Source organism: Afipia dichlorophenoxyacetatis, assembly GCF_055386385.1.
The window spans coordinates 5267412-5285733 of record NZ_AP029250.1 but is presented as its reverse complement, the minus strand read 5'-3'; the positions used below and the strand labels follow the sequence as shown (position 1 = coordinate 5285733).

Here is an 18322-nt window from a genome sequence, read left to right as displayed (position 1 = left end):
GGCACACAATGGGCGAAGGATCAGGAATGCTGGATTCACGTCGGAATATTGTGCTGGCTTGTATCTTGAGTTGTCTGGCGGGTTTCGTCGACGCGATCGGCTTCATTCATCTTGGGGGACTGTTCGTGTCCTTCATGAGCGGTAACTCGACGCGGCTCGGAGTTTTCATCGAAGAAGGCCGCTGGCACGAGGCAGCAGAAACGGCGGGACTGATTTCGCTGTTCGTTATTGGTGCGGGTGTCGGCAATCTCATTGTACTTGGTTTGAAAGCGCATCGGCAAACCTGCGTGCTGTTGACGGAAGGCGTGCTGCTGGCGCTGGCAGCGGGCGCGTTCAGCTTCGGCTATTCCCAGGTGACCGTTGTTCTCATCGTGTTTGCCATGGGCCTGGAAAACGCGGCCTTTTTCACGAGTGGCGCCGGCGGCATTGGCTTGACGTATATTACGGGGGCGCTTGTCAAAGTTGGTCAGCTCATCGCATTGGCGTTGCGCGGCGGTGATCCCTTTGGTTGGTTGCCAAATCTGCTGCAGTGGTCGTCACTCGTGAGCGGTTCGGTACTTGGCGCCGTTGCTTATCGCTCCTACAACCTGCATGCCATCTGGTTTGGCGCCTTGGTGGCGTTCGCGCTGAGTGCCGGAGTGGCTCTCATGGCACGCAAGGAAGTAGATTCTGTCTAATGCTTTCCGCATAGTCATGCTCTGCATTGACAGCATCAGCAATTGCGTGATTTGAGCAGACATCCACGGAGCCTATGCTGATGAGTCTTGCCCCTGCCGCGTGCTTGATTGGATGGCCGGCCGCACATTCGCGTTCCCCGCTTATTCATAAATTTTGGTTGAAGACATTTGGAATCGATGGCGACTACCGCATCGAGGCGGTTGAGCCGGCGGCTTTTGCCGATTTCATCAAAAACCTTGCTGCTCGTGGATACCGCGGTGCCAACGTGACCATTCCGCATAAGGAGCAGGCACTGGCATTATCTTCTCCCGATGCTCGTGCGCAGGCCGTGGGAGCCGCAAACACGCTCTATTTTGACGGCGGGATGTTGCGGTCGACCAATACCGACGTGGAAGGTTTTATCGGTAATCTCGATGCCAGTGCACCGGGCTGGGATACGGCGGAGGATGTGCTGGTGCTTGGTGCAGGCGGATCGGCACGTGCTGTGATCTTTGGATTGATCGAGCGCGGCATCAAGCGCGTGCACCTTGCCAATCGCACGGCGTCACGTGCGGATGCTCTCGCAAGCCAATTTGGCTCCTCTGTTCATCCGTTGGCTTGGGAGCAGATTGATAGTGTACTGTCGCGCGCGGGGCTGCTGGTGAACACGACCTCTCTTGGCATGAAGGGACAGCCGGCGCTCGACGTGGACATCGCATTGCTTCCCGCGAGCGCGACCGTCGCGGATCTGGTTTACGTTCCCCTTGAGACCGAATTGCTGGTCGCTGCACGCGCGAGCGGCCTCAAGACCGCAGATGGCCTTGGCATGCTGCTCCATCAGGCCGTGCGTGGCTTCGAGCTTTGGTTCGGCAAGCGCCCACAAGTCACGCCGGAATTGCGTGCGCTTGTCGAAGCTGACCTAGTTCGGCAATAGATCTTTGTTTTGACGCGTTTTCTTCACGCGGACTGGTGTCCCGATTCCGAAGTTCGCCTCACCATGCGGCGCGCTTCGTAGCGAACTTTGGATTCGGGACACTAGAATCATATTCAGTCACACATGCGTGAAGGGCGAAATAATGTCGCTCGTAAAGCGTAGATAGAGTTGGGGTTCCTTGGAGATCAAATCATGCCGTTCAACCGTCTTGTTTCGTTCCGAGCCATTGCAGTTTCTGCGCTCGTTCTATCGTCGTCTGTCTATGCAATTGCCCAGCAAGCGCCCACGACGCGGGTTCGCGGCACGATCGAGAGCTTGGATGGGGAAACGCTTCACATTAAATCGCGTGAAGGCACTGAGGTCTCGGTGCAAATGCCGGCAAGCGCGCGTATCGCCGGTGTTGCCAAGATGGCTCTCTCCGACGTCAAGGTCGGCTCTTATATCGGTGTCACCACGGTGCCCGACTCCGATGGCACTCAGAAGGCCGTCGAAGTCCACGTGTTTCCGGAGGACATGCGCGGCACGGGCGAAGGTTCGCGGCCATGGGATCTGAAGCCCAATAGCAGCATGACCAACGGCGCTGTCGACAGCAGAACAGTGGCCGGCAATGACGGGCATACGCTCACTGTGAAATACAAGGATGGCGAGAAGAAAGTGACGATCACGCCGGAAACGCAGGTGGTTACTTACGTTCCGGCGACACGCGCTGACATCAAGCCGGGGACTCCGGTGTTTGCAATCGCAACTAAAAAGCCTGACGGATCGCTCGAAGTTGCACGCCTCAGCGTTGGCCGCGATGGCGTCGCGCCGCCCATGTAAGCGCACAGCGTCATTTCCTGGACAAAAACGAAAAATCCCGCCGCGGATAAACGCGGCGGGATTTTGCTCGAGACTGAACTCGCTCTCAGCTGCGTGGGCTGCTGATGGCGTTCGTGTTCAGGTAATCAGTCAGAACGCGACGGTCGATGTCTTCAATACGGTTGATACCGCACAGACCCATCGTCGTGCTCAACTCCTTGCTGATCACGTCGATGGCTGTAGCCACGCCGTCCTGACCGCCAGCGCCGAGGCCATGAACATAAGCGCGGCCGATCATGCAGGACTTCGCGCCGAGCGCCAGCGCACGCATCACGTCCTGACCGGAACGAATGCCGCCATCGAACAAGATTTCCGTCTGTCCTCCGACCTCCTGAACAATGTCGGGCAGCACCGAGATGGACGATGGCGCGCCGTCAAGCTGACGGCCGCCGTGATTTGAAACCACCATTGCCTGCGCGCCGGTCTTCACGGCTTCCTTGGCGTCGGCGACATCGAGAATGCCCTTGATGATCAGTTTGCCGGGCCAGATGCTGCGAATCCACTCAACGTCCTTCCAGTTCAGCGACTGGTCGAATTGCGATGCGATCCACACAGAGAGCTGATTGACGTTGCTGCCTTTCATCGCGTCTACGAGATTTCCGAAGGTGCGGCGCTTACCGCGCAGCACGCCGGAGACCCACGAAGGCTTGGAAGCAAAGTCTATGAATTTGCTGAGCGTCCACTGCGGCGGCACGGTCATGCCATTATGGATATCGGCGTGGCGCTGGCCGATCACCTGAAGATCGACCGTCAGGACGAGCGCACTGCACTTGGCGGCGATCGCGCGTTCGATCAATGCCTTCACGAAGCCGCGGTCTTTCATGACGTAGAGCTGAAACCAGAATGGCTTGTCGACATTCGCGGCGACGTCCTCGATCGAACAAATCGACATCGTCGACAACGTGTAGGGGATACCCGCTGCGTGTGCTGCACGGCAGGCATGGATTTCGCCATCGCTATGCTGCATCCCGGTCAGGCCAATTGGTGCGAGGATCAGCGGCAGGGCAGCAGGTTCGCCGAGAATGGTGGTGTTCATCGAGCGGGACGAGACATCGACCAGAATGCGCTGACGAAACTTGATCTTTTCCATGTCGGAGCGGTTGGCGCGAAGGGTTTCTTCGGCATAGGAGCCCCGGTCAGCATAGTCGAAGAACGCCTTCGGCACGCGGCGCTTGTGGATTTGCCGCAGATCCTCGATGCAGGTGATATTCTTCATAGAGACGCTTCCTCAGTCATTGCGTTCTTCGTTGCCGCAATCATCTATCATGGTTGAGATGCACGCAAACAATCGCTGTTGGATGGAGGATGTCATGGCCGATCACGACCATGGTCCAGAAGCTGGCAAAAAGGCGGATGCCGAGAAGCGCAGGTTGGACGAGGCTCTGGACGAAGGTCTGGAAGAGACATTTCCCGCCTCCGATCCCGTCAGCGTGACCCAGCCCTCTCCTTCAAAACAGGAAGAAGACCCCAAGCGCAAGGGCTAAACGCCGGAACGCTAGTCCGTATTGAACGTTGTCCTGCAACCCATGCAGGAGAGCACAATGGCTGACGCCGATACCAAGGCCAGGGACGATCAGACCAAGGACAAGGTCTCTAAGGGTCATAAGGAAAAACTGGACGAAGCCCTGAACAAGGGGCTGGAGGAGTCATTTCCAGCTTCGGACCCGGTGAATGTGACCCAGCCGCCTCCGTCGAAGCACGACCAGCACGTCAAACGGAAAGACTAGTCCACAGTATTAAATGTGGGGATTTTACGAAAAAATTATTTGAAATCAATGTATTAAGTCCGATCAGGCTAGGCGACGGCGGTAATGATTCATTATATTTTTTGAAGAAATTCGCCCGCGGGAGGTTTTATACTGAACTCCGCGCTAGATTAGGGGCGCTCGCCAGGACATTGACGTGTTTTAGGGCCTCGGCGAAGCAGGGGACACAATGGCTCGCAAGTATTTCGGCACCGACGGCATTCGTGGCCGCGCCAATAGTTTGATCACACCTGAACTGGCTCTGAAGGTCGGCCAGGCAGCAGGGTTGGTATTTCAGCGCGGTGAGCATCGCCATCGCGTGGTGATTGGCAAGGATACCCGCCTGTCGGGCTATATGATCGAAAATGCTATGGTCGCCGGCTTCACCTCGGTCGGGATGGATGTGTTGCTGCTTGGCCCGATGCCCACGCCGGCCGTCGCTATGCTGACAAAATCGATGAGGGCTGACTTGGGCGTGATGATTTCCGCCTCGCACAATCTCTTTGACGACAACGGCATCAAGTTGTTCGGCCCGGAAGGCTTCAAGCTGTCCGACGAGGTCGAGCATCAGATCGAGCAGCTGATGGATGAAAACATCGATAAGCGGCTTGCTCAAAGCGCCAGCCTCGGCCGGGCCCGCCGTATCGACGGTGTCCATGACCGCTATATCGAGTTTGCCAAGCGTACACTGCCGCGCACTCTGAGCCTCGATGGACTGCGCGTGGTGGTGGATTGCGCCAACGGCGCTGCGTACCGGGTGGTGCCTGAAGCGCTGTGGGAATTGGGCGCCGACGTCGTTTCCATCGGCGTCGAGCCCGATGGTTTCAACATCAACAAGGACTGCGGATCCACGGCGCCTGAGGCGCTGTCGCGGAAAGTCCGCGAAATGCGGGCCGATATCGGGATTGCGCTCGATGGCGACGCGGATCGCGTGATCATCACCGATGAACGCGGCCATCTGGTGGACGGAGACCAGTTGCTCGCCGTCATTGCGCAGAGCTGGAAGGACGACGGTCGCCTCGCCAAGCCGGGCATTGTCGCGACGGTCATGTCCAACCTCGGTCTTGAGCGATATCTCGAGGGGCAGGGACTTTCGTTGCTGCGCACGCCGGTCGGTGACCGCTACGTTCTCGAGCGCATGTTGAAGGATGGCTACAATCTCGGCGGCGAGCCGTCGGGCCATATCATTCTGTCGGACTTCACTACGACCGGCGACGGCTTTGTTGCGGCGTTGCAGGTGCTCTCGGTGGTTCAGAAACTGGGCCGACCGGTCTCGGAAGTGTGTCATCGCTTCGAGGCATTGCCGCAGATCCTCAAGAATGTGCGCTACCGTACAGGCAGGCCGCTCGACAACCCGGCGGTCCAATCCGCGATTCTTGATGCCGAGAAGCGCCTGAATGGCGGTGGTCGCTTACTCGTGCGCTCCTCAGGCACTGAGCCTGTGATCCGCGTGATGGGCGAGGGGGATAACCGTGACCTCGTCGAGGAAGCGGTCGACATGATCGTCTCGGCCCTGGGGCTTGCGGCCGCAGCCTGATCAATCCGGCAAAGCTGCCATGGTCAATTGCGACTGGCGGCTGTGCCGCCGAGTTCGTATTTGAGCGGTATACGATTTCGACTGCCCGGGAAGCTTTTTCGTGAACAAGCCTGTCATTCTTGCCGAGGACACCCTCGTTGCCCCCGTCGTCGTCGACGGGGCAGATGCGCTGAAGCCTGTCTCGGCTGGCCCGGCTTTTGCGATCATCGGCGCGATCGCGGTGTCGCATCTTCTCAATGACCTGATGCAGTCGTTGATCCAGGCGGTCTATCCCATCCTCAAGGAAAACTACGCGCTGGATTTTGGCCAGATCGGATTGATCACGCTGGCCTTCATGTTCACGTCGTCGCTGCTGCAGCCGTTTGTGGGCGCCTACACCGACAAGCATCCGAAGCCGTTCTCGCTTGCGCTCGGCATGTGCTTTACGCTGGCAGGGCTTCTGCTGCTGGGCTTCGCACATCATTATTGGGTCATCTTGTTTTCGGCCGCGCTCGTCGGCACAGGTTCGGCGATTTTCCATCCCGAGGCTTCGCGCATTGCACGCATGGCGTCCGGTGGACGCTTCGGCATGGCACAATCGACATTCCAGGTTGGAGGCAATCTCGGCACGGCGATTGGACCAGTGCTTGCCGCCGCGATTATCGTGCCGCTCGGCCAGCCAGCCATCGCGCTGTTTTCGGTGGCGGCTGCACTTGCCATCGCGATCCTTATCTACATCGGCCGCTGGTACAAGCCGCGCATCGTGCAGCGAAAGGCGTCGCAGGCGGTGCATCATGCTGACGGACCATCACCGTTGCGCACAAAGGTTGCGCTCGTGGTGCTCATGGTGCTGCTGTTTTCCAAGACGTTCTACATGGCGAGCATCGGCAGCTACTACACATTCTACCTGATGGACAAATTCGCCGTCACGACGCAGGCGGCACAGATCTATCTGTTCCTGTTTCTCGGCGCATGTACGGTCGGTGTGTTCTTCGGCGGTCCGCTGGGTGACCGGTTCGGCCGCAAATACGTTATCTGGTTTTCGATCCTCGGCTCTTTGCCCTTCACGTTGGCGTTGCCTCACGCTGGACTGCTCGGAAGCGCGATCTTGAGCATGCTGGTTGGATTCGTCATGTCCTCCGCGGTGCCAGCTGTGATTGTCTATGCGCAAGAATTGATGCCGCATCGGCTCGGCATGATTTCCGGATTGTTCTACGGCATGACGTTCGGCTTCGGTGGTATCGGCGCTGCTGTGCTAGGCGAAGTGGCCGACTTCAAAGGCATCGACTTCGTGTATCAGATTTGTGCGTTCCTGCCGGCGATCGGTTTGCTCGCGGTGTTCCTGCCGCAGGTCAAGCGCAACAAGCTCTGATCTTTCTGTCGCATTTGTAAGCGCACGGCCTACGTGATGAAGCAGGCCGTGCGCTTTTTTCCTTCGCTATAAGCTCCAATCTCAATTCTTAACAATTGCGGTACGTGCTGGCTGTCCGTTAGCGCGTTGTTAACTGCGCGGCTTAAGCCCGATTAAAATTCACGGTTAAGAATTAGGGTTAAGTGCCGCTTAAACATTTGATGCGATCTTCTGTCCATGAGTTTTGTGAGTGAGGCCTTTTGCGTCGTCCTGCCTCACCGGACGAAAGGACCGATCAATGCGTAAGTATCTTCTTGCCGCTGCTGCGGCGTCTGTCATGTCAACGGCTGCCGTCGCCGCCGATATGCCCATCGCTCCGCCGCCGGCCTATGCGCCTCCTCCGATCGAGGACTTCGGTGGTTGGTATTTGCGCGGCGATATCGGCTTCAGCAATCAGAGCGTAAAGCGGTTGGACAACGCGAACTATGCTGGGCTTCTTTCGCTGGACCAGCGCACCGGATTTGATACGGCTGGAATTTATGGAGTTGGTGTCGGTTATCAGTTCAATAACTGGTTCCGCGCGGACGTCACGGGTGAATACCGTGGGAACGCCAACTTTCATGGCCTCGACTTGACGAGCTATTCAGACACCGGCGTTCTTCAACACGGCAGTGATACATACACCGCCAGCAAGTCGGAATGGCTTGTTCTCGCCAACGTTTATGCTGATCTCGGCACGTGGTGGAACGTGACGCCGTTCGTCGGTGCGGGTGTCGGCGCTGCGCGCAACACGATCTCCAATTTCACGGACGTTGGCGTCAATGGGACCACTGCTTTTGGTACGGTGCCTGGTTTGGCTTCTGGCGCTACTGCATCCAAGTGGAATCTCGCTTGGGCGTTGCACGCAGGTATGGCCTACAAAGTTTCGCCGAACATGACGCTGGAATTGGCCTACCGATATGTGAACCTTGGCGATGGCCTCACCGGCGACTTGATCGACAAGGATGGCAACAACTTCACCAACAACCCGATGCACTTTAAAGATATTACCTCGCACGATCTGAGATTTGGCGTGCGTTGGAATCTCGATCCGGCTCCCGTGTATGCGCCGCCGGCACTGCCGCTGATCCGTAAGGGTTGATCGCGTATCATCGACACGAGTTTTTCAACGGCGCGGATTTCCGCGCCGTTTTCTTTTGCGGAATGCGTGACGCGATAACGAATGATTAGGGTTAACACGGCATCATCAAACACAGTTAAGTATTAGTGACGGAGTCCTGTGATGCGTCGGTTCGCGGTGGCGATGATGTTGGCCGGAGTGGTGCAGAGTGCACAGGCTGCGGATATGCCCGACCTCCCAATCTTGCGCGGAAGCCTGATTGATGGTCCGCGAACATACGCCAGGTGGGATGGCTTCTACGTCGGTGCTCAGGGCGCTTACGGTTCGTCTGATCACAATTTCAATGGCGCGACTAAAGACATGCTAGCGCAGCAGCTCGCGCTGACTACGACTGAACAAGTCCTGGGTGTTTCCAGCTGGCCGGTGATCGGCGGCAAGGTTTCCCACCAGAGCAGCGCCTTTGGTGCCTTCGGCGGCTACAACTGGCAATGGGATGATATCGTTCTCGGCATCGACTCAAGCTACATGCATGGCAATTTTGGTGCCAGCGCCTCCGGTAATATGGCTCGCCAAATCACGTCCGACGACGTTCGTTACACTGCGAATGCAACATCGGCAGCCTCAATCAATTTCACCGATGTCCTCACCTTGCGCGGTCGTGTGGGCTATGCGTGGAATGGCTTTTTGCCTTATGCCTTCGGCGGCGTCGCGCTCGGACTCGCTGACACCAACAGGTCAAGCGTTGTCACGAGCGCCGGTACCTATGTCGGCACCGGGACACCGACGGTCGGCAATTTCAATGTCACGTACAGCGACGCCGACAACAAGCATGGCCGGCTGATGGTGGGTTACAACTTCGGACTCGGCACTGAGGTCATGTTGTATGGTGGCCTGTTCGCGCGCGCGGAGTGGGAATACGTTCGCTTCAGCGGCCCGATCGACACCAACATCAACACGGTGCGTGGCGGCCTCGGCTATAGATTCTGACGAACGTCGAATCCGGGATACTCTTTTGCGGCCTCTGTCGTTGACAGGGGCCGTTTTGCCTGTTGGGTTATGGTCTCGACAGGGAGGCCGTCATGAAAATCTATGGTGATTTGAATTCCGGCAATTGCCTGAAGGTAAAGTGGGTCAGCGACTATCTGGCCTTGCCGTATACGTGGGTCGACATCGACACCATGAAGAATGAGAGCCGGACGCAGGAGTTTCTCAAGCGCAATGGCGCAGGACAGGTGCCGGTGATTGAGCTCGACGATGGGCGTTCGCTTGCTCAATCCAATGCCATCATCCGATACCTTGCGCGCGGCAGCGGTCTTATTCCCGCAGACAGTTATGCTGCGGCCAAGATGGACGAGTGGTTGTTCTGGGAGCAGTACAGTCACGAGCCCTACATCGCGGTTTGCCGCGCCCAGATGGTATACCTCGGCAAGTCGCTCGGTGATCTCGATCCGGAGAAGGTGAAGCGAGGCTATGCGGCGTTGGCCTTGATGGAACATCAGCTTCACAAAACGCGATTTCTGATCGGCGACCCGTTCTCGCTTGCTGATGTATCGCTGTTGGCCTACACGCGCGCCGCCCACGAAGGCGGTTTTCACCTCGATGGCTACGCGTCTGTCAGACGCTGGATTGGCGAGGCTGAGTACACGCTCGGACTGAAATGAGACGCCGCATGCCAGACTTGTGATCCGGCATGCGCGAAGTTCCTTGACGAAATTCCGTTCCTTCCCTATCCACGACGGCGGGAAACCTCTCCCCACCGAGAGGCAGCTATCTGGAAGGGTAGATTATGACTGCAGCGAAGCCCGCTTCGCGGCCGAATGTGCCGCATTTTTCGTCCGGTCCCTGCGCCAAGCGCCCAGGCTGGAACCCGCAAAATCTCAAAGACGCAGCCCTTGGACGGTCGCATCGCGCGAAAGTCGGCAAGGCTAAGCTCAAGCTCGCGATCGATCTGACGCGCGAAGTGCTTGAAGTTCCCGCCGACTACAAGATCGGTATTGTTCCTGCATCTGACACTGGCGCCGTCGAGATGGCGCTGTGGTCGCTGCTCGGGCCGCGTCCTGTCACCACCATTGCCTGGGAATCTTTCGGCGAGGGCTGGGTCAGCGACATCGTCAAGGAATTGAAGCTGAAGGACGTCGTCAAGCTCAATGCGGGCTATGGCGAAATCCCGGACCTCAGCAAGGCTGATCCAAACTCCGACATTGTGTTCACCTGGAACGGCACCACGTCCGGTGTGCGCGTGCCGAATGCAAACTGGATTCGCGCTGATCGCGAAGGCCTGACCATTTGTGACGCCACCTCGGCCGCATTCGCGCAGCCGCTCGATTGGCCGAAGCTCGATGTCGTCACCTTCTCCTGGCAGAAGGCGCTGGGTGGTGAAGCCGCACACGGCATGCTCATTCTCTCGCCGCGCGCCGTCGCCCGGCTGGAAAGCTATGTGCCGCCGTGGCCGCTGCCGAAAATCTTCCGCATGACGAAGGGCGGTAAGCTCAACGCCGGAATCTTCGAGGGCGAGACCATCAACACACCGTCGATGCTCTGCGTCGAAGATTATCTGGATGCGCTCAACTGGGCGAAGTCCGTCGGTGGTCTTAAGGCGTTGATCGCACGCGCCGACGCGAACACCAAGGTGCTCGCTGATTGGCAGGCGAAAACGTCATGGGTGGATTTCCTGGCCAAGGACCCTGCAATCCGTTCCAATACGTCGGTGTGCATGAAGGTGGTCGATCCGGCGATTACGTCGCTGCCGGCCGACGCTCAGGCGGATTTCGCAAAGAAGCTCGTCGCTGCTGTCGAAAAGGAAGGCGGCGGTTACGACCTCGGTGCGTATCGTGATGCGCCTCCGGGTCTGCGCATCTGGTGCGGCGCGACTGTGGAAGCCAGTGACGTCGCTGTGTTGACGCAGTGGCTCGACTGGGCTTTCGCCGAGACCAAAGCCTCACTCGCCAAGGCAGCATAACGTCGGCCGCGTTACGCGGAGGCATTCATGATCGCACGCATCTGGCATGGCTGGACCACGCCCGCAAATGCAGATGCTTACGAGCGTCTGCTGCGGACGGAAATTTTTCCCGGCATCCTGGCGCGAAAGATCGTGGGCTTCAGCGACATTCAGCTGTTGCGCCGCGATGACGGCGACGAGGTCGAGTTCATCACCATCATGAATTTCGACTCGCTCGATGCCGTGATCGCGTTCGCAGGTCCCAATTACGAAGAAGGCGTTGTGCCGGCCAAGGCACGTGCCGTGCTCTCACGCTTCGATGCAGTCTCGCAGCACTATGAGATCATTGAAGCGCGCCAGAACTGATACGCAGCCATTCATCGTCTTTCATTGGAGTCTTCCATGACGAAACCCAAGGTTCTCATTTCCGACGCGTTGTCGCCAGCCGCGGTCCAGATCTTCAAGGACCGTGGCGTCGAGGTCGATTTCCAGCCGGATCTCGGCAAGGACAAAGACAAGCTCGCCGAAATTATCGGCAACTATGACGGCCTCGCCATCCGCTCCGCCACCAAGGCCACCGCGAAGATTCTTGAAAAGGCGACCAGGCTGAAGGTCATCGGCCGCGCCGGTATCGGCGTCGACAACGTCGAGATTCCTGCGGCAACGGCCAAGGGCGTCATCGTGATGAACACGCCGTTCGGCAATTCGATCACCACGGCTGAGCATGCCGTCACGCTGATGCTCGCGCTTGCTCGTGAAATTCCTCAGGCCGATGCTTCCACCCAGGCCGGCAAGTGGGAGAAGAACCGCTTCATGGGCGTCGAGATCACGGCGAAGACGCTGGGCGTGATTGGTTGCGGCAACATCGGCGCCATTGTCGCCGACCGTGCGCTGGGCCTGAGGATGAAGGTGATCGCATTCGATCCGTTCCTGTCGCCGGAGCGTGCCAAGGACATCGGTGTCGAGAAGGTCGAGCTTGAAGATCTGTTCAAACGAGCCGATTTCATCACGCTGCACACGCCGCTGACCGACAAGACCAAGAACATCATTGATGCCAATGCGATTGCAAAGATGAAGAAGGGCGTTCGCATCATCAATTGTGCGCGTGGCGGACTGGTGGATGAAACTGCACTCGCGGCAGCGCTCGATTCCGGCCATGTTGCGGGTGCCGCCTTCGACGTGTTCGTTGAAGAACCCGCCAAAACCAACGTGCTGTTCGGCCGTGCCAACGTCATCTGCACGCCGCATCTTGGTGCTTCCACTACGGAAGCACAGGAGAATGTGGCGCTTCAGGTTGCCGAACAGATGTCGGACTATCTGTTGACCGGCGCGATCTCCAATGCCGTGAACTTCCCCTCCATTACGGCCGAAGAAGCTCCGAAGCTGAAGCCCTTCATCGAGCTTGCTGAGAAGCTTGGTTCGTTCGCTGGCCAATTGACCGAAACCGGCATCGCGAAAGTGCAGATCACTTACGAGGGGCATGTTGCCGAGATGAAGATCAAGGCGCTGACGTCGGCTGCGTTGACCGGTCTGCTCCGGCCGATGCTGGGGGATGTCAACGTTGTGTCTGCGCCCGTCGTCGCCAAGGAACGCGGCATGGTCGTCGATGAGGTGACCCGTGCCGCCCAGAGCGATTATGAAAGCCTGATCACAGTGACGGTTACCACTGAACGGCAGGAGCGTTCGGTGTCGGGCACAGTCTATGCGGACGGCGCGCCTCGCTTGGTCGATATCAAGGGCATCCGGATGGATGCCGAGTTCGGCAAGTCGATGATCTACGTCACCAACGAGGACAAGCCGGGCTTTATTGGCAAGTTCGCGTCGCTGTTGGGAGATGCCAAGCTCAACATCGCGACGTTCCACCTTGGCCGCAACAAGCCGGGTGGCGACGCGATTGCGCTGGTTGAGGTTGACGGAATTGTGCCGGCAGATGTTCTGGCCAAGGTCGCGACCCTCCCGCAGGTGAAGCAGGCCAAGGCTCTGACTTTTTAAGGCCCTGACCTTCTGATCGCGGTGCGGACGGTCTGCTGATCGTCTTGCGTGTCCGAGTTCCTAATGAACTAACACAGGCCGGGGCAAAGCTCCGGCCTGTGCTTTTCTATGGGCGATCAAAAAAGCTCATGCGAGTCTTGGGTAACAAAACCTAAAGACAATCTGGTTATTTTGTGACGAAACCGCCATGGCGCGTACGCGCCAATGTCTCCGGAGCGTCACTGTGAAGTTCATCAACAATCTGCCCATCGCCGCCAAGCTCGGCATTCTGGTGGGTGTTACCTTGCTGGGCCTTCTCGCTGCGGGCGCTTTCGCAGCCAATACCATGCAGAGACTGATGCTGGATGCGCGGGTTGAGCAAACCCGTGCGATCGTCGAAACAGCACGCAATCTGGCGCTTGGGTTGCAAAAGCAGGTTGAGGCAGGTCAGTTGACCAAGGATGCGGCGATCGCGGAGTTTGCGCGTCGCGTCCAGACCATGACTTTTGACAACGGTAACGGCTATCTCTTTTCGTACACGATGGATGGTGTGACCGTGGCTGCGCCCGATCCGAAGATGATCGGCACCAACCGCCTCGATAACAAAACCAATGGTCGTGCTCTCGTCCGTGATTTGCGCGACGGCGTTGCCGCCAAGGGCGACGTGACTCTGACATACGAATACGTGAAGCCGGGCGAGAAAGAGCCGATCCGCAAGCTGTCGTATGCGGTTGCGATCCCCAGCTGGAATCTTTTCGTCGGGACAGGTGCTTATCTGGATGACCTCGATGCAAAGCTGATGCCGGTCGTCTGGACGCTCGGTCTTGCTATTCTGATCATTGGTGTGTTCGCAGGTGCTGTCGCTTGGCTGCTCGGCCGCAGCATTACACTTCCACTCGGTCTCCTCGGCGGCCGGATGAAGACGCTGGCTGACGGTCAGCTCGAACAGCCGATCCCCGGCACCGACCGCCGCGATGAAATCGGAAAGATGGCGACCACTGTTCAGGTCTTTAAGGACAATGCCATGCGTATGCGCGAATTGGAGCGGGCCGAAGAGGCGACGCAGCAACGTGTTGCTGCCGAGCGCCGTGCCACGATGGAAAGTCTTGCCAGCGAATTCGAGCGCAGTGTCAACGGCATTGTCCGCTCCGTGTCGGCATCCGCAGCCGGCATGCAGACAACGGCGCAATCCATGACGTCGACCGCAAGCGATGCGAGTGCGCGCGCAGCAACCGTCGGCTCGGCTTCCGAGAAGGCATCCTCCAATGTCAGCACTGTCGCGGCCGCGGCGGAAGAGCTGTCCAGTTCGGTCGCGGAAATTTCGCGGCAGGTCAGTCAGTCGAACGAGATCGCCAGCAAGGCGGTGGGTGACGCCGAGCGCACCAACGCTACGGTACAGGTTTTGTCGGCAGGTGCAGAAAAGATCGGTGAGGTTGTTCAGCTGATCCATAGCATCGCAGCGCAGACGAATCTTCTCGCGCTCAATGCGACGATTGAAGCTGCCCGTGCGGGTGAAGCAGGTCGCGGCTTCGCGGTGGTGGCTTCTGAAGTAAAGGCACTTGCCAACCAGACCGCCAAGGCGACCGAGGAAATTTCCGCTCAGGTGACCGCCATGCAGTCAACAACGAGCGAGGCAGTGCAGGCCATCGGCGGCATTACCCAGACGATCTCGCGGATGAGCGAGATCACGATGAATATCTCAAGCGCTGTGGAAGAGCAGGGCGCAGCGACCCGCGAAATTGCGCGCAACATCCAGTCGGTTGCTGCCGGATCGAACGAGATCAGCGATCACATCGGCGGCGTTAGTTCTGCTGCGGCAGCCGCCGGCTCCGCAGCATCGGACGTGCTCTCAAGCGCGCGGGAACTCGATAATCAGTCTGGAATGCTGCGATCTGCAGTGGATGAATTCCTGGGCAAGGTCCGCGCAGCATAATTTGGTCTCTCCCCGCGAGCGGGGAGAGACACGAGTGTCCTGAATCCGAAGTTCGCCTGCATACTGCAGTGCACCTCGTAGCGAACTTCTGAACCACCACGATAGCTGGCCTATTGTGGCTCAATGCCTGCATCGGTGATCAGCCGCTTCCACACCACGAGCTGATCTTTCACGAAGGCGTCGAACTCTTCCGGCGTGCCAGAGAAGGCTTCCATGCCACGGTTTGCGAGCTCCTTCTTGATATCGGGGCGTTCGACAACCTTGCGGATCTCGGTGTTCAGTTTCGTCACGACCTCTTTCGGCATGTTGGCTGGGCCGAAATAACCCTGCCATGACGTGACGTCGAAGCCCTTTACGCCCGCTTCGTCCATTGTGGGAAGATCGGGCAATAGCGCGGAACGATAATTTGTCGTCACGGCAAGCGCTTTTAGCGCCTTCGCGTTCACATGCGGAAGAGCTGTCGGCACATCGACGAACATCATGCTCACGCGTCCGGCGATGACATCCGTGAGCGCGGGTGGAGAGCTCTTGTAGGGAACGTGAAGAAGATCGATTCCCGCAAGGCGCGCGAACGTTGCGCCGGAGACGATCGCCGAGGAACTGCCACTGGCATATGTGTATTTTCCCGGCTCTTTCTTGGCCAGCGCGATCAGATCAGCAACTGAATTGGCGGGGATCTCGGGATTGATCACCAGCATGAACGGTAAATCGCCGGTCCGTGCGATCGGGGTGAAATCCTTGACCGGATCGTAGGTCATGTTCTTGAGGAGATATGGATTGGCCGAGTGGCTGGTATTCGTGGTGACGAACAGTGTGTAGCCGTCCGGCTCCGAGCGCGCGACGTAACTCGCCGCGATCGATCCGTTGGCGCCGGCCTTGTTGTCGATCACTATTGCTGCATTGAGCGCCACGCCAAGTTCCTTCGAAATCAGACGCGTGGTGGTGTCGGTTCCGCTTCCGGCCGCGAAGGGCAGCACCAGAGTGATAGGATGGCTTGGATACGTCCCGCTTTGCGCCGATGCAGCGTTGGTGCAGAGCGCACTCGTCATCGCGACCACGCATAAGGCCATGATCGACGAATAGATCTTCCTGGCAGCCTTCATTCCATTCCTCCGCCCGAGTTTTTCTGTGGTCATCAGTCATTCGCAAGGAAATGACCGAAGCCATTCGGTTCGTGCATTAGACTGCGCGAAGTCGGAATGAATTGCGAGCGGCTTCAACGGCGTTGCAGTGCATCAAACGACGAGCGTTTGTTAGTTTGGCGCAGCTAACGGGATTGAGCTGCGGTGGATTTCCGGCGAGACGCAATCACGATACCGGCAATCACCATGATGTAGCCGATCAGGTGAAACAGTTCTGGCTTCTCGCCTAAGAAGACGATTGCCATGACGGAGCCGAATACCGGCACCAAATGAAAAAACGGCGCAGCCCGATTAGGGCCGATCAATTCGATACCGCGATTGAAAAACAGGTAGGCGAGCGTCGAGGGGAAGATCACCACGAAGACGATCGTGGACAGTGTCAACGCATCGAAATGCAGCGTGTCGCCGGTGGAAATCTCCCAACCGACGAGCGGCAGCAGCATGAGCGCACCGCAGCCGGTCGTGAAGGCAATCAGCGACAAGGGATTGGTGGCTGGACGTCGCGGCATCAGTGCCGAATAAAGACCGAAAACCGACAACGCTGCCGCGAACATAATGTCGCCGGCGTTGAATTCGATTGCCGCCAGTGTGGCGATGTTGCCGCGTAAAATAATCACCATCACGCCGGCCAGAGAGATCACGATGCCGGTAGCTTGCGCCCAGGACAAGCGAACTCCGAACAGGATCAGAGACCACAGCGCAACGAACAATGGCCCGGATGACTGGATCAGCAACGCATTCAGCGCCTGTGTGTGCTGCAATCCCCAGTAGGACAGGGCGTTGTTGATCGCGAAACCTGTGGCGGACAGCGTCACCAGCAACGGCAGGCTGAGCCGCATCGATGGCCAGTCGCGCCGCAGGTGCGGCCAAGCGAAAGGAATGACGACCAGAAAAGTGCCGGCCCAACGAACGAATGTCAGTGCGAACGGCGGGACATGACCTGCAACGTATCGACCGAGAACAATGTTCCCCGCCCAGAACAACGCCATCAGGCTTAACAGCAGATAAGGCTGGTTGCTTAGCCGCGAGGCGAAAGTTGGCTGGAGCGAAGGCGGATCTGCGGCTGTCATATTGTTCTTGCGATGAAATTACCGTCGAGTTCTGCCGGTTTTCCAGCACGGGACAAGTGACAATACCGGATTGCTAGAATGCGTAATCGCGCAGTGTGCAGCTGCTAGCTCTTGCTCGCCGGCGACTCGGTGCTCTTTGCGGCGGCGCGGCGCGCCGCGATAAACACACCTGCCAGCACCAGCGCGTAACCGACGCCGTGGAAGGGTTGTGGCCGCTCGCCGAGAAAGACGATGGCGAGGATCGATCCGAAAACCGGCATCAGGTGAAAGAACGGCGCGGCGCGATTCGCGCCGATCATTTCCACGCCGCGGTTGAAAAACAAATAGGCCAGTGTCGAGGGGAAGATGGCGACGTAGGCCAAAGCCAATCCGTTATCGAGCGTGACAGCGGGCGTTTTGCCGAAGGCGACTTCGATGGCGACGGCCGGAATGAGGAGCAGCGCTCCAAAGCCGGATGTGAAGCAGAAGAACGCCAGGGGATTTATCTTCGGCCGCTTGGTGCTCAGCACCGAATAGATGCCGAAAATGATCAGTGCCAGTGTGAAGAACAAGTCGCCGGTGTTCAGGTGAATGGAGGCCAGAGCCAAAGGATCGCCGCGCGACAAAATGGTGAGTACGCCTGTGAGCGAGATCGCGATGCCCGCCGCCTGAGACCACGTGATCCGAACCCCGAGCAGGATCAGCGACCACAGCGCAACAAACAGGGGGCCTGATGACTGGATCAGCAGGGCGTTCAGGGCCTGCGTCGACTGCAGTCCGAGATAGGCCAAAGCGTTGTACCCAGCGAGACCTGTCAGGGACAAGAAGGCCAGCAGGGGCCAATTCCTGCTGATGACGGGCCAGTCCGACCGAAGGCCCCGCCAGGCAAACGGTAAGGTGATCAGGCAAGCCAGCCCCCAGCGCAGAAACGACAGCGCCATCGGGGGAAAGCTCGAGGACACGAATCGGCCCAGCACGATGTTGCCAGCCCAGAACAGCGAACAAAGGGAGAGCAGCAGATAAGGCCGCTGCATGAGCCACGGAGCGTCCGTTCGCGGGGCGGGAGCGTTCATGTTTCCGGCGGGATTGGGGCAGGAATTACGGGTCG

General features: G+C 58.2%; 18 protein-coding genes. 14 read left to right on the top strand and 4 right to left on the bottom strand.

The window, feature by feature from the left end:
* Positions 1-26: 26 nt before the first annotated feature.
* The 3 genes from ACZ5C3_RS24750 (at position 27) to ACZ5C3_RS24740 (ending at position 2410) form a co-directional block, all read left to right on the top strand.
* Positions 27-677, top strand: a complete 651-nt coding sequence (locus ACZ5C3_RS24750; protein WP_464033776.1) for a YoaK family protein — start codon at positions 27-29, stop codon at positions 675-677.
* An 80-nt stretch (positions 678-757) separates the two neighbouring features.
* Positions 758-1591, top strand: coding sequence for a shikimate dehydrogenase (locus ACZ5C3_RS24745; RefSeq protein ID WP_464033775.1), 834 nt, complete (start codon positions 758-760; stop codon positions 1589-1591).
* A 192-nt stretch (positions 1592-1783) separates the two neighbouring features.
* The gene (locus tag ACZ5C3_RS24740; protein WP_464033774.1) at positions 1784-2410 is read left to right on the top strand and encodes a hypothetical protein; all 627 of its coding nucleotides are present in this window, start codon (positions 1784-1786) and stop codon (positions 2408-2410) included.
* Between the two features lie 85 nt (positions 2411-2495).
* Here the strand turns inward: ACZ5C3_RS24740 and ACZ5C3_RS24735 are convergent, their stop codons facing one another.
* Entirely contained in the window at positions 2496-3665 is a 1170-nt protein-coding gene (locus ACZ5C3_RS24735; protein WP_464033773.1) for an alpha-hydroxy acid oxidase, read from the bottom strand.
* A gap of 94 nt (positions 3666-3759) precedes the next feature.
* Here ACZ5C3_RS24735 and ACZ5C3_RS24730 point away from each other — a divergent pair, with 94 nt between their 5' ends.
* The 11 genes from ACZ5C3_RS24730 (at position 3760) to ACZ5C3_RS24680 (ending at position 15023) form a co-directional block, all read left to right on the top strand.
* Entirely contained in the window at positions 3760-3933 is a 174-nt protein-coding gene (locus ACZ5C3_RS24730; protein WP_464033772.1) for a hypothetical protein, read from the top strand.
* A 57-nt stretch (positions 3934-3990) separates the two neighbouring features.
* A complete protein-coding gene (locus tag ACZ5C3_RS24725) occupies positions 3991-4176 on the top strand; it encodes a hypothetical protein (protein ID WP_464033771.1) in 186 nt (61 codons plus the stop codon).
* 208 nt (positions 4177-4384) lie between these two features.
* Complete coding sequence (glmM, locus tag ACZ5C3_RS24720; RefSeq protein ID WP_464033770.1) at positions 4385-5731, top strand: phosphoglucosamine mutase; 1347 nt, start codon at positions 4385-4387, stop codon at positions 5729-5731.
* A 100-nt stretch (positions 5732-5831) separates the two neighbouring features.
* Positions 5832-7082, top strand: a complete 1251-nt coding sequence (locus tag ACZ5C3_RS24715; protein ID WP_464033769.1) for an MFS transporter — start codon at positions 5832-5834, stop codon at positions 7080-7082.
* A 277-nt stretch (positions 7083-7359) separates the two neighbouring features.
* Positions 7360-8202, top strand: coding sequence for an outer membrane protein (locus ACZ5C3_RS24710; RefSeq protein ID WP_464033768.1), 843 nt, complete (start codon positions 7360-7362; stop codon positions 8200-8202).
* 141 nt (positions 8203-8343) lie between these two features.
* Complete coding sequence (locus tag ACZ5C3_RS24705; RefSeq protein ID WP_464033767.1) at positions 8344-9168, top strand: outer membrane protein; 825 nt, start codon at positions 8344-8346, stop codon at positions 9166-9168.
* Between the two features lie 92 nt (positions 9169-9260).
* A complete protein-coding gene (locus ACZ5C3_RS24700; RefSeq protein WP_464033766.1) occupies positions 9261-9842 on the top strand; it encodes a glutathione S-transferase family protein in 582 nt (193 codons plus the stop codon).
* 125 nt (positions 9843-9967) lie between these two features.
* Positions 9968-11140: a phosphoserine transaminase gene (locus tag ACZ5C3_RS24695; RefSeq protein ID WP_464044343.1), complete on the top strand. Its 1173-nt coding sequence runs from the start codon at positions 9968-9970 to the stop codon at positions 11138-11140.
* A gap of 27 nt (positions 11141-11167) precedes the next feature.
* Positions 11168-11485, top strand: coding sequence for an antibiotic biosynthesis monooxygenase (locus ACZ5C3_RS24690; RefSeq protein WP_464033765.1), 318 nt, complete (start codon positions 11168-11170; stop codon positions 11483-11485).
* Positions 11486-11521: 36 nt separating this feature from the next.
* Entirely contained in the window at positions 11522-13111 is a 1590-nt protein-coding gene (serA, locus tag ACZ5C3_RS24685) for a phosphoglycerate dehydrogenase (protein ID WP_464044342.1), read from the top strand.
* A 223-nt stretch (positions 13112-13334) separates the two neighbouring features.
* Complete coding sequence (locus tag ACZ5C3_RS24680; RefSeq protein ID WP_464038424.1) at positions 13335-15023, top strand: methyl-accepting chemotaxis protein; 1689 nt, start codon at positions 13335-13337, stop codon at positions 15021-15023.
* Positions 15024-15133: 110 nt separating this feature from the next.
* On the opposite strand, the gene ACZ5C3_RS24675 is transcribed toward ACZ5C3_RS24680, so the two are convergent.
* From ACZ5C3_RS24675 to ACZ5C3_RS24665, 3 genes are all read right to left on the bottom strand, one after another.
* Positions 15134-16072 carry a Bug family tripartite tricarboxylate transporter substrate binding protein gene (locus ACZ5C3_RS24675; protein WP_464038423.1) on the bottom strand — a complete coding sequence of 313 codons (939 nt, stop codon included), beginning with the start codon at positions 16070-16072 and terminating at the stop codon, positions 15134-15136.
* Between the two features lie 218 nt (positions 16073-16290).
* Positions 16291-17235 carry a DMT family transporter gene (locus ACZ5C3_RS24670; protein ID WP_464033764.1) on the bottom strand — a complete coding sequence of 315 codons (945 nt, stop codon included), beginning with the start codon at positions 17233-17235 and terminating at the stop codon, positions 16291-16293.
* Positions 17236-17339: 104 nt separating this feature from the next.
* Positions 17340-18287, bottom strand: coding sequence for a DMT family transporter (locus tag ACZ5C3_RS24665; protein WP_464044341.1), 948 nt, complete (start codon positions 18285-18287; stop codon positions 17340-17342).
* Between the last annotated feature and the right edge of the window lie 35 nt (positions 18288-18322).

Coding starts and splice junctions, on each gene's coding strand:
- ACZ5C3_RS24750 (WP_464033776.1), top strand. CDS start 27: ATGCTGGATTCACGTCGGAATATTGTGCTGGCTTGTATCTTGAGTTGT.
- ACZ5C3_RS24745 (WP_464033775.1), top strand. CDS start 758: ATGAGTCTTGCCCCTGCCGCGTGCTTGATTGGATGGCCGGCCGCACAT.
- ACZ5C3_RS24740 (WP_464033774.1), top strand. CDS start 1,784: ATGCCGTTCAACCGTCTTGTTTCGTTCCGAGCCATTGCAGTTTCTGCG.
- ACZ5C3_RS24735 (WP_464033773.1), bottom strand. CDS start 3,665: ATGAAGAATATCACCTGCATCGAGGATCTGCGGCAAATCCACAAGCGC.
- ACZ5C3_RS24730 (WP_464033772.1), top strand. CDS start 3,760: ATGGCCGATCACGACCATGGTCCAGAAGCTGGCAAAAAGGCGGATGCC.
- ACZ5C3_RS24725 (WP_464033771.1), top strand. CDS start 3,991: ATGGCTGACGCCGATACCAAGGCCAGGGACGATCAGACCAAGGACAAG.
- glmM (WP_464033770.1), top strand. CDS start 4,385: ATGGCTCGCAAGTATTTCGGCACCGACGGCATTCGTGGCCGCGCCAAT.
- ACZ5C3_RS24710 (WP_464033768.1), top strand. CDS start 7,360: ATGCGTAAGTATCTTCTTGCCGCTGCTGCGGCGTCTGTCATGTCAACG.
- ACZ5C3_RS24705 (WP_464033767.1), top strand. CDS start 8,344: ATGCGTCGGTTCGCGGTGGCGATGATGTTGGCCGGAGTGGTGCAGAGT.
- ACZ5C3_RS24700 (WP_464033766.1), top strand. CDS start 9,261: ATGAAAATCTATGGTGATTTGAATTCCGGCAATTGCCTGAAGGTAAAG.
- ACZ5C3_RS24695 (WP_464044343.1), top strand. CDS start 9,968: ATGACTGCAGCGAAGCCCGCTTCGCGGCCGAATGTGCCGCATTTTTCG.
- ACZ5C3_RS24690 (WP_464033765.1), top strand. CDS start 11,168: ATGATCGCACGCATCTGGCATGGCTGGACCACGCCCGCAAATGCAGAT.
- serA (WP_464044342.1), top strand. CDS start 11,522: ATGACGAAACCCAAGGTTCTCATTTCCGACGCGTTGTCGCCAGCCGCG.
- ACZ5C3_RS24675 (WP_464038423.1), bottom strand. CDS start 16,072: ATGACGAGTGCGCTCTGCACCAACGCTGCATCGGCGCAAAGCGGGACG.
- ACZ5C3_RS24670 (WP_464033764.1), bottom strand. CDS start 17,235: ATGACAGCCGCAGATCCGCCTTCGCTCCAGCCAACTTTCGCCTCGCGG.
- ACZ5C3_RS24665 (WP_464044341.1), bottom strand. CDS start 18,287: ATGAACGCTCCCGCCCCGCGAACGGACGCTCCGTGGCTCATGCAGCGG.